General features: G+C 71.7%; 13 protein-coding genes. 7 read left to right on the forward strand and 6 right to left on the reverse strand.

What is annotated here, in order from left to right; genetic code table 11:
• The first annotated feature begins 35 nt into the window (after positions 1-35).
• From rfaE2 to HHX35_RS15475, 4 genes are all read left to right on the forward strand, one after another.
• Positions 36-1481: a D-glycero-beta-D-manno-heptose 1-phosphate adenylyltransferase gene (gene rfaE2 / locus HHX35_RS15460; protein ID WP_182899521.1), complete on the forward strand. Its 1446-nt coding sequence runs from the start codon at positions 36-38 to the stop codon at positions 1479-1481.
• Between the two features lie 10 nt (positions 1482-1491).
• On the forward strand, positions 1492-1740 hold the full coding sequence (locus tag HHX35_RS15465) for a hypothetical protein (protein WP_182899522.1): 249 nt from the start codon (positions 1492-1494) through the stop codon (positions 1738-1740).
• Positions 1741-1750: 10 nt separating this feature from the next.
• Positions 1751-2743 (forward strand): SDR family oxidoreductase, encoded by a 993-nt coding sequence (locus HHX35_RS15470; RefSeq protein WP_182899734.1) that lies wholly within the window; start codon positions 1751-1753, stop codon positions 2741-2743.
• A 77-nt stretch (positions 2744-2820) separates the two neighbouring features.
• Positions 2821-4647: a transketolase gene (locus HHX35_RS15475; protein ID WP_182899523.1), complete on the forward strand. Its 1827-nt coding sequence runs from the start codon at positions 2821-2823 to the stop codon at positions 4645-4647.
• An 18-nt stretch (positions 4648-4665) separates the two neighbouring features.
• Here HHX35_RS15475 and HHX35_RS15480 read toward each other — a convergent pair whose 3' ends face one another.
• Complete coding sequence (locus tag HHX35_RS15480) at positions 4666-6933, reverse strand: excinuclease ABC subunit UvrA (protein WP_182899524.1); 2268 nt, start codon at positions 6931-6933, stop codon at positions 4666-4668.
• A 71-nt stretch (positions 6934-7004) separates the two neighbouring features.
• On the opposite strand from HHX35_RS15480, the gene HHX35_RS15485 reads away from it, so the two are divergent.
• Entirely contained in the window at positions 7005-7961 is a 957-nt protein-coding gene (locus tag HHX35_RS15485) for a WYL domain-containing protein (protein ID WP_310739110.1), read from the forward strand.
• Between the two features lie 30 nt (positions 7962-7991).
• Here the strand turns inward: HHX35_RS15485 and HHX35_RS15490 are convergent, their stop codons facing one another.
• Positions 7992-8384 (reverse strand): ChaB family protein, encoded by a 393-nt coding sequence (locus HHX35_RS15490; protein ID WP_142558106.1) that lies wholly within the window; start codon positions 8382-8384, stop codon positions 7992-7994.
• A 44-nt stretch (positions 8385-8428) separates the two neighbouring features.
• Positions 8429-8689, reverse strand: a complete 261-nt coding sequence (locus HHX35_RS15495; RefSeq protein ID WP_030505976.1) for a DUF6458 family protein — start codon at positions 8687-8689, stop codon at positions 8429-8431.
• 87 nt (positions 8690-8776) lie between these two features.
• On the opposite strand from HHX35_RS15495, the gene HHX35_RS15500 reads away from it, so the two are divergent.
• On the forward strand, positions 8777-9298 hold the full coding sequence (locus HHX35_RS15500; RefSeq protein WP_182899526.1) for a shikimate kinase: 522 nt from the start codon (positions 8777-8779) through the stop codon (positions 9296-9298).
• Positions 9299-9350: 52 nt separating this feature from the next.
• Here the strand turns inward: HHX35_RS15500 and HHX35_RS15505 are convergent, their stop codons facing one another.
• The 3 genes from HHX35_RS15505 to HHX35_RS15515 all read right to left on the reverse strand — a co-directional run bounded on the left by HHX35_RS15505 (position 9351) and on the right by HHX35_RS15515 (position 11475).
• On the reverse strand, positions 9351-9818 hold the full coding sequence (locus HHX35_RS15505) for an ATP-binding protein (RefSeq protein ID WP_161628182.1): 468 nt from the start codon (positions 9816-9818) through the stop codon (positions 9351-9353).
• Between the two features lie 349 nt (positions 9819-10167).
• Positions 10168-11106 carry an aldose 1-epimerase family protein gene (locus tag HHX35_RS15510; protein ID WP_182899527.1) on the reverse strand — a complete coding sequence of 313 codons (939 nt, stop codon included), beginning with the start codon at positions 11104-11106 and terminating at the stop codon, positions 10168-10170.
• Between the two features lie 132 nt (positions 11107-11238).
• A complete protein-coding gene (locus HHX35_RS15515; RefSeq protein ID WP_139580002.1) occupies positions 11239-11475 on the reverse strand; it encodes a hypothetical protein in 237 nt (78 codons plus the stop codon).
• A gap of 359 nt (positions 11476-11834) precedes the next feature.
• On the opposite strand from HHX35_RS15515, the gene HHX35_RS15520 reads away from it, so the two are divergent.
• Positions 11835-13010 carry a cytochrome P450 gene (locus HHX35_RS15520; protein WP_182899528.1) on the forward strand — a complete coding sequence of 392 codons (1176 nt, stop codon included), beginning with the start codon at positions 11835-11837 and terminating at the stop codon, positions 13008-13010.

Raw genomic sequence — 13010 nt, forward strand, 5'->3', positions numbered from 1 at the left:
GTTTCCCCTGCGTCTGCGGGGGTAGCCGCCGAGGTATGACGGAAGAGACGCTCAACCGTTTCGGTGAAGTCACAGCCGTCGTCGTCGGGGACGTGATGCTCGACTCGTGGCTGCGGGGCCGCACGAAGCGCATGGCCCAGGAGGCCCCGGTGCCGGTGGTGACCGTCGAGCAGATCGAGGACCAGCCGGGCGGCGCCGCCAACACGGCCGTGAACCTGGCCGCCCTGGGCGCACGGGTCCACATGGTGGGGATCACCGGCGCCGACCCCGCCGGGGCGACGCTCAACGCGACCCTGGGACGGCTCGACATCGAGGGCCTGATCATCGTGCGGAGCTGGCGGACCTCGGTCAAGCGCCGGGTGCTGACCGACGGCCAGATCGTGGCGCGATACGACGAGGAGGACGAGGCGCCGCTGCCGGAGGCGGCCGAGCGCGAGCTCATCGAGCAGATCACCCGCCTCGCTGCGGACGCGGACGTCGTCATCGCCTGCGACTACGGCGGCGGGGTGTGCACCCCGAACGTCCGCCGGGCGCTGTGCGACCTGAGCATCGAGCGGAGCGAGGGATCGCGCGGCGCGCCGATCCTCGTGGTGGACGCCCACGACGTGGCCGCCTGGCGGGACTGCCGGCCGGCGGCCGTGCTGCCCAACTACGCCGAGGTGCGGCGGCTGCTGGGCGAGGGGGACGACCACGACCGGGTGGCGTTCCTGTCCGCGCGCTCGGAGGACCTCATCGAGGCCACCGGCGCCGACCTCGTGGTCACCACGCTGGACGGCGAGGGCACGCTGCTGCACCGGCGCGGCAGGGAGCCGCACCGCACGTACGCGACCCCCGCGCCCGACACGATGAGCATCGGCGCGGGCGACACCTTCACGGCGGCGTTCTCGCTCGCCCTGGCGGCGGGCGCGGAGCCCGAGCGCGCCGCCGACATCGGCCAGGCGGCGGCGAGCGTGGTGGTGCGCCGCCAGGGGACGGCCGCCTGCTCCCACGAGGACCTGCTGCAGGCGCTGCGCCCCGACACCGCGCTGCCGCCCGAGCGGCTGGCCGCGTGCGTGGAGCGCCACCGCGCCGAGGGCAAGCGGATCGTCTTCACCAACGGATGCTTCGACGTGCTGCACCGCGGGCACGTCGCCTGCCTTGAGGAGGCCGCCCGGCTCGGCGACGTGCTGGTCGTCGCGGTCAACAGCGACGACGGCGTGGCCCGGCTGAAGGGGCCGGAGCGTCCGATCAACCGGTGCGAGGACCGGGTGGCGGTGCTCGCGGCGCTGGGCTGTGTGGACTACATCACCGTCTTCGACGAGGACAGCCCGACCGAGCTGCTGCGGCTCGTCCGGCCGGAGGTGTACGTCAAGGGTGGCGACTACCACCCCGACCTGCTGCCCGAGGCGGAGCTGGTCAGGGAGCTGGGCGGAGAGGTGCGGGTGCTCGGTTACGTCCCGGACCGGTCCACAACGGCGATAGTGAACCGGATTCGAGGGTAGAGGGGCCTCCATGACCGAAGAACAACGTTCGCCGACCGGCAAGCCCATGGTGGAGGCGACGCCGATGGACGTGATCCACGTCCGTATCGCGTCGTTCGCCCTGGTCTTCTGTTTCGCCGTTCTGGTGCTCTCCTTCGTCGGGCGCATCTGGGTGCTGACCGGGGTCGTCGTGGCGATCATGGCGATCATCGCGATCTACATGGCGCTCGCCGTACGCAGGCAGAAGAGGCTCGGCGGCGGGCCGCAATCGAGAGGATGACGAGGTGAGCCTGAAGGACAAGGTCGTCGTGGTGACCGGCGCGAGCGGCGGGGTGGGCCGCGCGGTGGTCCGGCAGCTCGGAGCGGAGGGCGCGAAGGTCGCGCTCATCGCACGTGGAGAGGCGGGCCTGGCCGGCGCCGCCGTGGACGTCGGGGCCGAGGGCGGCACCGGGAAGACCTTCGCCGCGGACGTCTCCGACTACGACCAGGTCCGCCAGGCCGCCCAGCGGGCCGAGGCCGAGCTGGGCCCCATCGACGTGTGGATCAACATCGCGTTCACGACGGTGTTCGCGCCGTTCCTGGAGATCACCCCCGAGGAGTACGAGCGCGAGACCAAGGTGACCTATCTCGGCTACGTCTGGGGCACCCGGGTGGCCCTGGAGATGATGAAGCCGCGCGACAAGGGCGTCATCGTGCAGGCGGGCTCGGCCCTTGCCTACCGTTCGATCCCGCTGCAGTCGGCGTACTGCGGCGCCAAGCACGCGATCGTCGGGTTCACGGAGTCGGTGCGGACGGAGCTGCTCGCCGAGGACTCGGGCGTGAAGATCACGGTGGTGCAGCTCCCGGCGCTCAACACCCCGCAGTTCGACTGGGGGCTGAACCGGATGCGGCGGCACGCGCAGCCGGTGCCGCCGATCTACCAGCCGGAGGTGGCCGCCGACGCGCTCGTCTTCGCCGCCGAGCACCCGGAGCGCAAGGAGTACTGGGTCGGCGGAATGACCGCGGCCACGATCATGGGCCAGCGGACGGTGCCCGCCCTGCTCGACCGCTACCTCGCGAGGACCGGGGTGAAGTCGCAGCTCACCGGCGAGAAAGCGCCGACCGGGGTGTCCAACCTGTGGGAACCCGCGGACGAGGACAAGGACTACGGAGCGCACGGCGGCTTCGACCGGCGGTCGCACGGCCGCAGCGTGCAGTTGTGGATGTCGCAGCACCGCCGCGTGGTCACCCTCGCCGGTCTCGGGCTCGCCGCCGTCGCCGGTCTCGGCCTGCGCCGCCGCTGACGGTCCCAGAATCCCGACATATCGGGTACGTACCTTTTACGGCGATACGAAGGGGCGTACCGGGGTAGTCGGGGGCGATGGACGAGCTTGACTATCGCTTCCTGTGCGAACTCGCGGCCCAGCTCCGGGTGGACTCGGTCCGGGCCGCCGCGGCCGCCGACTCGGGACATCCGACGTCCTCGATGTCGGCGGCCGAGCTGATGACCGTGCTGCTCGCGCGTCACCTGCGCGTGGACGTCGCGGATCCGGCCAACCCGGCCAACGACCACCTCGTCTTCTCCAAGGGCCACGCCTCCCCCCTCCTGTACGCGATGCTCAAGGCCGCCGGGGTCGTCACCGACGAGGAGTTGCTGACCTTCCGCAGGCGCGGCAGCCGTCTGGAGGGCCATCCCACCCCGCAGGTGCCGTTCGTCGACGTGGCCACCGGCTCGCTGGGCTTCGGCCTGCCCGTGGGGGTGGGGCTGGCGCTGACCGCGCGCAGGCTGGACCGCCTGCCCTACCACGTCTGGGTGTTGTGCGGCGACAGCGAGCTCGCCGAGGGATCGATGTGGGAGGCGTTCGAGCACGCCGGGCACGAGGGGCTGAACAACCTCACAGTGATCATCGACGTCAACCGGCTCGGCCAGCGCGGTCCGACCCGGCACGGCTGGGACCTCGGCGCGTACGCCGCCAGGCTCGGCGCCTTCGGCTGGCACACGATCGAGATCGACGGCCACGACCCCGGCCAGATCGACTACGCGCTCGCCGACGCCCGGGCCACCCGGCGCCGCCCGACGGCGATCATCGCGAGGACCTGCAAGGGCCGCGGCGTGTCGGCCGTGGAGAACCGCGAGGGCAAGCACGGCAAGCCGCTGGAGGACGCCGAGCAGGCGCTCGGCGAGCTCGGCGGGCCGCGTGCCCTCACCGTCGAGGTCACCCCGCCCGACGCCCCGGCCACGCCGTACCGGTACGCCGACGGCGCGCTCGACCTGCCGAGATACGAGATGGGCGAGCGGGTGGCCACGCGGACCGCCTTCGGCGAGGCGCTGGCCGCGCTCGGCACGGCGCGAGGCGACGTCGTCGCGCTCGACGGCGAGGTGGCCGACTCGACCAAGCTGGAGGCCTTCGCCAAGGCCCACCCGGAGCGGTTCTTCGAGTTCTACATCGCCGAGCAGCAGATGGTCGCCGCCGCCATCGGCATGGCCGCCCGCGGCTGGACCCCCTACGCCGCGACGTTCGCCGCCTTCCTCACCAGGGCGTACGACTTCGTCCGGATGGCGGCGGTGAGCCGGGCCGGGATCTGCCTGGTGGGGTCGCACGGCGGGGTGTCGATCGGCGAGGACGGGCCCTCCCAGATGGGCCTGGAGGACCTCGCGGCGTTCCGCGCGGTGCACGGCAGCACGGTGCTGTATCCCTGCGACGCGAACCAGACGGCCCGGCTGGTCGCGGACATGGCCGCTATGGAGGGCGTCCGCTACCTGCGGACGACGCGGGGTGAGACGCCGGTGATCTACGGCCCCGACGAGGAGTTCCCCGTGGGCGGCTGCAAGATCCTGCGCACCGGCGGCCAGGCGACCGTCGTGGCCGCGGGCGTCGCCGTGCACGAGGCCCTGGCCGCCGCCGACCTGCTCGCCGAGGACGGCGTCTCCGTCACCGTGATCGACGCGTACTCGATCAAGCCGCTCGACTCGGCCGAGCTGGTCGAGATGGCCAGGGCGACCGGGAAGGTCGTCACGGTGGAGGACCACTGGCCGGAGGGCGGGCTGGGCGACGCCGTGCTCTCGGCGCTCGCGGACGCGCCGGTGCCGGTGCGCAAGCTGGGCGTGTCGCGGATGCCCGGCAGCGCGACCTCGCAGGAGCAGCTGGAGGACGCCGGCATCGACAGGGGCGCCATCCGCGAGGCCGTCCTGTCCCTGCTCAGTTGAACGCTCAGTCGAAGGCCGCTAGCGGTGGGCGGCGAGGGCGCGGGCCGTCGGCGTCCCCGCGTCCGGCGGGTAGTCCGCGACGTGCCCCTGGTAGAGGACGTTCCCGCCGTGCCTGCCGGGGCCGGGCCCGAGATCGATCAGCCAGTCGGCCTGCCGGATGACGTCCAGGTTGTGCTCGATGACCACGACGGTGTGCCCCCGGTCGACGAGCGCGTCCAGGACCCGGAGCAGGCCGTCGATGTCGCTCATGTGCAGGCCGGTGGTGGGCTCGTCGAGCACGTACGTCGTGGGCTGCTCGGCGTCGCGCAGCTCCTTGGCGATCTTGAGCCGCTGGCACTCCCCTCCGGACAACGTGGTGAGCGACTGGCCCAGCCGGAGATAGCCGAGACCGGCCTGCGACAGGTGCCGCAGCGCCCGGTCGACGGCCTTGTCGGGCAGCCGGTGCCTGGCCTGGTCGACGGAGAGGGCGTCGACGTCGGCGATGGACAGGCCGTCGACGGTGTACGCCAGCACCTCGGGCGTGAAGCGCCGCCCCTCGCATGCCTCGCAGACGACCTCCTGGCCGTCCATGAAGGCCAGATCGGTGTAGATGATCCCGAGCCCGTCGCACTTCGGGCAGGCGCCTTCCGAGTTCGCGCTGAACAGCGCGGCGGAGACGCCGTTGCGCCGGGCGAACAGCCTGCGGACGGCCGGCGCGATGCCGGTGTAGGTGATCGGCGTCGACCGGCGGTTGACGCCGACCGGCCGCTGGTCGATCACGACGGCGTCGTGCTGCTCGACGAGTTCGGCGGCCAGGCTGGACTTCCCCGAGCCGGCGACGCCGGTGAGGGCGGTCATCACGCCGGCGGGGATGTCCACGGTGACGCGCCGCAGGTTGTTGCGCGTCGCGTCGGCGACGGTGATCGCCCCCCTTGTCGTCGGCGGGGCCGTACGCGGGGCGGTCTTGAGCGGCGTGGGCCGGGAGAGCGCGCGTCCCGTAGGGGTGCCGGCCCGCCGGAGCTCGGGGAACGTGCCCTGGAAGACGAGCCGGCCTCCGTCGGCGCCGGCGCCGGGACCGATCTCGACGACCTGGTCGGCGACGGCCATGACGGCGGGGTCGTGCTCGACGACGAGGATGGTGTTGCCCCTGTCGCGCAGCCGTTCCAGCAGTCTCGTCATGGACTCGACGTCCGTGGGGTGGAGCCCGGCCGTGGGCTCGTCGAACACGTAGAGCATCTCGGTGAGGCTCGATCCGAGATGCTTCACGATCTTGACGCGCTGGGACTCGCCGCCCGACAGCGTCGTCGTCGCGCGTGCCAGGTTGAGATACCCCAGGCCGATGGCGTCCATGGCGTCGAGCCTGGCGGTCAGCGCGGCGACGACGGGAGCGACATCCGGTGCGTCGATGCCCCGCACGAGCCCGGCGAGCTCGGCGACCTCCAGCCGGGACAGCTCGCCGATGGTGTGCCCGAGGACGGTGGCGGCGCGGGACGCCTCGTTGAGCCGGTCTCCCCCGCAGTCCGGGCAGACCTGCGACCGGGTGAACCGGCGGATCGTCTCCTGCTTGCGCTCGGACATGTCCCCCGAGGTGTGCAGGTAGATCCGCTCGAACCGCTCGACGACCCCCTCGTAGTCCTTCGGGAGCCCCCGCCCCAGCCGCCGCCCCAGCCGCGCCGCCGCCTCGCCGCCGTGGAGCAGGGCGTCGCGCGCGTCCCGGCTCCAGTCGCGCAGCGGCGTCTCCGGGTCGAACACGCCGATGCCGGCGTACTGGGAGTACCAGTAGTTGCCGTCGCCGAACCCCGGAAGCCGGATCGCGCCCTGCCGCAGCGACCTGTCCGGGTCGAGGACGCGGTCCACGGCCGTGACGACGACGTCGCCGAGCCCCGAGCACGTGGGGCACATTCCGGCCGGATCGTTGAACGAGAAGTGGTTCGACTCGCCCACGTGCGGCTTGCCGAGGCGGGAGAACAGCAGCCGCAGGTAGGTCCAGGTGTCGGTGATCGTGCCGACCGTGGAGCGGGCGTTGCCGCCGAGGCGCCGTTGGTCGATCACCACGACCGGCGACAGCCCGTCGATGTGCTCCACGTCGGGACGTGTCCACTTCGGCAGCCGGTTTCTCGCGAACGGGGGGAAGGTCTCGTTCAACTGGTAGCCGGCCTCCGCGGCGATCGTGTCGAAGACCAGCGACGACTTGCCGGACCCCGAGACGCCCGCGAAGACCACCAGGCGGTCGCGCGGGATGTCCACGTCCACACCACGGAGGTTGTTGGTGCGGGCCCCTCTGATGGAGATGTGCGGTGAAGCCATACTCGCGACCGTACGAGCAATTGTGGCCGGAACCTGACCGCGATTGCGGGCATGATGGGCGGGTGGCCGACGTGACCCGACGCATGCTGGCCCTGCTGTCGACCCTCCAGACGGGACGGTCGTTCAGCGGGGACGAACTCGCCACGCGCCTGGACGTCAGCCCCCGCACCGTACGCCGCGACGTGGACCGGCTCCGGGAGTACGGCTATCCCGTCGAGACACAGCCGGGACCGGGCGGCTACTACCGGCTCGTGGCGGGCCGGACGATGCCCCCGCTCGTCCTCGACGACGACGAGGCGATCGCGGCGTTGCTCGGGCTCGCGACTCTCGCCTCCTCCGGTTCCGGCGAGGACGGGGCGCTCGACGACGCGGCCACCCGCGCGTACGGCAAGCTCGACCAGTTCCTGCCCGCGCGGCTGCGTCCCCGCGTGGCCGCGCTGCGGGCGAGCCTGGAGACCGGCCGGCAGATCGCGCCCGCGGTGAACGCGGCGCTTCTGGCCGGTCTCGCCGAGGCGATCAACGACCGTGAGGTCGTGCGGTTCGACTACAGCGACAGGCACGGCGAGGAGAGCCGCCGGCGGGTGGAGCCGCACCGGCAGATCCATCTGCTGCTGCGCTGGTATCTGCTGGGCTGGGACCTGGACAGGAACGACTGGCGGGTGTTCCGCCTCGACCGCGTCCGCGACCTGGTGCGCACCGGCGTCCGGCACGCTCCCCGCGCCCTGCCCGCCGACGCGGCCCTCGCGTACCTCCGTCAGGGCCTCAACGCGGACCGGCGGCGCGTACGGCTCGTCGTGCGGGCGCGGCCCGACCAGGTGGCCGACGCGTTGAAGTTCGAGGACGCCGAGATACACCGGGGGCCCGGCGACGGGGAGACCCAGGTCACCGTCTGGCTCGACTCCTGGGAATGGCTCGTCCTCGGCCTCGCCCACCTCGACGCCGACTTCTCCGTCATCGAGCCCGAGGACTTCCGCGGCGCCTTTGCCGCCTTCGCCCGCCGTCTCCTCGCCGCCTCCGGCCGCCCTTGAGAAGGGGCGGCCGGCGGCGCGCGGGGAAGGTCAGCGGGCCTTGGCGGTCGCCTTGCGGTTGGCCTTCTTGATGGCGTCCACGAGCTCGTCCTTGGTCATCTTCGATCGGCCCGGGATGCCGAGACGGCCGGCCACGTCGTAGAGATGCTGCTTGGAGGCGTTCGCGTCGACGCCCTCGGCCGTCTTGCCCTGCTTCGGCGTGCCCTTCTTCGCCTGCTCGTCCGACGGTCCGCGCCCCTCCTTCTTCTCCCAGTGGTCGCCCACCTTTTCGTAGGAGTGCTTGAGCGCGGCGAACGCCGTACGGTGGGCGCGCTGGCCCTCGCCGTACGTCTCGACGGCGGAGTCGTGCGCCTTGATCCACGTCTCCTGGGCCTCCTTGGGCGAGCGCTCCAGGGTCGAGGGCAGTTCCTTACGTCCTGGCATGGTCCATGCCTCCCTTCAGACCGTCGGAAGTCCGTCGGAGGGGGTCAGATGGTGGGGTCGTCGTAGCGCCGCTCCTCGTACACGTGGCGGCGGGTGGCGGTGGCGTCCACGGGGGCGGCGGCGGTGACGGTGGTCCTGCGGCGGACCGTCGTCAGGCGCCAGATGCCGAAGAGCAGCCCGGCCAGACCGCCCACCATGAGGATCACCCCGATCACCTGGATGTCGAGGCCCGCGATGGTGAAGTCGACCGCCCAGGTGAGGATGGCCCCCAGCATGATGAGGATGATGCTTCCGGCGATGGTCATGGCGTTTCCTCCTTCGCCCTCTGCTCTATCCCCTCCACGGATTCCAAACGTCGCATGTGGGTGCCCGTATAGGGCAGCATGCGAGTCATGACCGATACCCCCATTGTGGTGATGGGACTCATGGGCGCGGGGAAGAGCACCGTCGCCCGGCTGCTCGCCGACGCGCTCGGCCGTCCCATGCGCGACAGCGACGCCGATCTGGAGGCCAGGTACGGCACGACCGCCGCCGCGATGGCCGCCGGTCTGGGCGCGGACGAGTTGCACGCCCGCGAGGCGCTGGTGCTGCGGGACGCGCTCGCGGCCCGTCCTTCCCCTGTCATCGCGGCCGCCGCCAGCACGGTCGAGGACCCCGAGACCCGCCGAGCGCTGGCCCCCGCATTCGTGGTCTTCCTCGACGGCCCGCCCGAGGTGCTGGCCGAGCGGATGAGGTCGAGCCCCCACCGCCCGCATTTCAAGCCCGACCTCGTACGCATGCTGACCGAGCAGCGTGACCTGCGGTTGCCGGGGTTCCGCGAGGTGGCGGACCTGACCGTGGACCCCTCCACGAACAGACCCGAGGAGATCGCGGCCACGGTGCTCGCGCATCTCGAAGGTGCGAAGACCCGCTGAAACGCCCCGCGTGGACGACAGGCCCGCCCGGCCCTGAGTCAGCCGGGCGTGGTCAGCCGACGGCGATGCGCATCTGGTGCGGGACGACGGGCAGCGGCGAAGGGCAGCCCGCCCCGGCGAGGAACCAGACGGTCTTGCCGCCCCGGCCCGAACTGGCCACTCCCCAGTCGTCGGCGAGTTCGTCCACGATGAGCAGGCCACGGCCGCCGATGGAGTCGAGGTCCGCCTCGCGCTGGTTCGGCACGCCCTCGCCCTGGTCGAAGACCTCGCCGTACACCCAGGTGCCGTTGCTGCCGAGCCGGAGGGTGAAGACGTTCCCGCCGTGCCGTACGACGTTGGAGGCGAGTTCACTCACGATGAGGGAGCAGTCGTCGACGAGCTCGTCCAGGCCCCACCGGCCGAGTTCGCGGCGGACGAGGGCCCGCGCCTCGGCGACACTCGCACCGACGGCGGGCAGGAGGCATTCCGCGGTCCAGACGGGGGCCGGGTTGACCGGCGCCGTACCGAAGGGGAGAGTCACGCGCGCCTCCTTAGGCTCATGGGAGCGCTCCCACGGCTCAAGATACGGCACGCAACGCAGTCATGTGAATTCATAGAAACAAGATTGTTTCCGGTCAATGCCCGATCTGTGATGGGCGCGAAGGAGAAAACGCCGGCGGTCTTCCGCACCACGCCGCGAGTGCGCACGTCAGCGGCGTCACATCCGGCACCCCCCGCCTCCGCCGCGCGACCGGGGGGACGTGCCCGCACGGCCGGCGTCGACGTGAAAATAACTGAAATACGCCCATCCCTGGCTTTCGTTGAACGCAGACCGAATCATCTCGCATGTCCACCGTGAGACATAAGTGCCCTTTCGTCCGGCGTCCCTCTCACCCGAGCGCGGTGATCCCCCAGCGGTGGGCGACCCGCTCCCCCGGGGCCAGGCGCACCAGGCACTCGCCGGTCGCGAAGGCGTTCGGCGGGCAGCTCATCGGCTCGACCGCCACTCCGGCCCGCCGGTACGGCTCGGCCAGCGTGTCCCCGGTGAAGACCTGGAGCCATTCGACGCCGGGCGCGGCCCACAACTCCACGCCCCGGGAGCCGTCGGCCGTCCGGAGCCGGGCCCGCACCAGCCCGTCGCCGTCGCGCCGCAGGGACGTGTAGGGGGTGTCGAGCACCGTGCCGCCGATGCGGCGCCCCTGGCGGAAGTCGTACTCCGTGCCCTCGACGGGGCGGCGGCCGACCGGGATCTTCTGCTCGTCCACCGGGGTCCACTCGGCCGCGGGCACCTCCAGCACGGCGTCGTCCACCGTCTCCTCGCCGAGGGTGAGGTAGGGGTGCGCGCCCATGCCGTAGGGCGCCACGCCGTCCCCCACGTTCACGGCCGACACCTCGACCTCCAGGCCCGCCTCCCCCAGGGCGTACGACGCCGTCAGGTCGAGCACGTGGGGATAGCCGAGCTGGGGGAACAGCCGCAGTCCGAGGCGGATCGAGGCGTCGTCCCGTTCGAGGACCGTCCAGGGCATCAGACGGGCGAAGCCGTGCGCGGCGTTGCCGGTCCTTGGCTCGGTGATCGCGAGCTGCCTGGCCTCGCCGTCGAAGTCGTACCTGCCGTCGCGCACCCGGTTGGGCCAGGGCAGCAGCAACTGCCCGGCGCCGCCCACCGGCTGCGCGTCCGCGGGATACGACATGACCAGCGGCCGTTCGTTGTACGTCAGGGCGCGCAGGCCCCCGCCCACCTCGGTGACGGTCGCCGCGTATCCGTGCGCGGCGATCGTGTGCTGCGTGCCGGTCGGGGGAACGGGTTCGCGAACCGCTGGTTCTGTCATGAGAGGGATTTTCCCATCCGTCCCACGACACTCGGAGGGGGCCCTGCGGGGTCGCCTCAGGGGTGAGCTGCGGCGGGCTCTCAAGCCGTTCTCAAGCCGTGAGCCCGGCGGGCCGGGCCCACGTCCTGGGCGTCACGAGGAGAGCGTCTGGCCCGTCAGGCCCTCCTGCGCGGTGAGCAGCGCGCGCAGTTCCTCCGCGCTCTCGCCGCATGCGGTCATGATCAGGCCCCGGTCCATCTCGATACGGGACAGCGACCGGGTCAGCCGGGTCGCGTACCAGCGGCCGGCGTCGCTTCTCCAGATCGACCAGCGACCGGCGTACTCGCTGCTCAGTTGTCTCCAGGCAGCGTCCTCGGCTGAGAACCGCACTCGTCACCACCTCCAGGCTCTGTGCCGGGAGACAACGATGTGCTCATCCGGACACGATTGGTAGTGAGAAGCGGTCTCCCCCCTCCGGCGGCGCCGCCACCCCGGCCCCGATGAAGATCTCCCGCCGGTTGCGGTGACTTCACCACGACTTGATCCCCGTTACTCCCGTACCACCCGTGTCATGCCGGGCCGCGGAACGACGCTGGTGTTCGCGGGGCAGGCAGGGCCGGGCGCGAGGCGGCGCCCCGAGGCAAACGTCCCCTCTCCGGTCACACCGGACATGGTTTTACTACCTTGCCGGACAGTAGGTCAGGGGAGAGATTCGAGAGGGCCGACATCGAGCGAAGGGAAGGTCACCCATGCCCGGACTCCCACGGCTGCCGTTCGAGCGGCCGGACGTCCTGGGGATATCCCCCGGCTTCGGCGAAATGCGGGCCAGAGCGCCGATCACCAAGGTCACGACCGCCATGGGCGACGAGGCATGGCTGATCACGGGCTACGAGGAGATACGGCAGGTGTTCGCCGACGACAGGTTCGGCCGCTCCCACCCCGCCCCCGAGACCGCGGCCCGCCTGTCGAACAACGCCCTGCTCGGCGGCCCGTCCGGCGAGTACGCCACGGAGCGGTCCGTCCACAAGGAGATGCGGCGTCTGCTCGCCCCCGCGTTCTCGGCCCGGCGCATGCGGAGGTTGTCGGACCGGATCGGCTCGCTGGTCGGCGACCTGCTCGACGGGCTCGCCGACCAGGGTCCGCCCGCGGACCTGCACGCCGGCCTGTCGCTCCCGCTGCCGATCCAGGTGATCTGCGAGCTTCTCGGCGTGCCGTACGAGGACAGGGACAGGTTCCGGGCCGTGGCCGAGGCGATGACCGACCTGACCCATCCCGAGCGGTCCGCCGCCGCACAGATGGAGATGAACACCTACACCTACGAGATCGTGAAGGCGAAGCGGGACGACCCGGGCGAGGACGTCTACTCCGACCTGGCGGACGCGTCGCTGCCGGAGGACGACGTCGCCAGGATCGCGGGCGGCCTGCTGTTCGCCGGCCACGAGACCACGGTCAACCAGATCGACTACGGCGTGCTGCTGTTCCTGCGCAACCCCGCCCAGCGTGACGCGCTGCTGAACGATCCCTCCCTCGTGGATGCCGCGGTCGAGGAGATCATGCGGGTCGCCTCGCCGAGCGAACACGGGCTGGTGCGCTACGCGCACGAGGACGTCGAGGTCGCGGGGGTGCCGATCCGGGCGGGCGAGCTGGTCATGCTGTCCACCCCGGCGGCCAACAGGGACGAGCGCGCCTACCCCGACCCCGACACGTTCGACATCCGGCGGCGCGATCCCCAGCCGCACGTCGGGTTCGGCCACGGGCCACACCACTGCCTCGGAGCGTCCCTGGCTCGGGTCGAGCTCCGCGCGGTCTTCGGCTCCCTCTTCACGCGCTTCCCCACGCTGGCGCTCGCGGTGCCGTACGAGGAGCTCAAGGCGCACACCGACAGGCTGGCCGGAGGGTTCCCCGCGCTGCCCGTCACGTGGTGA

Origin of the sequence: Microbispora sp. H10830, assembly GCF_014161375.1 — a bacterium.
In the GTDB taxonomy this organism is placed as follows: Bacteria; Actinomycetota; Actinomycetes; order Streptosporangiales; family Streptosporangiaceae; genus Microbispora; species Microbispora catharanthi.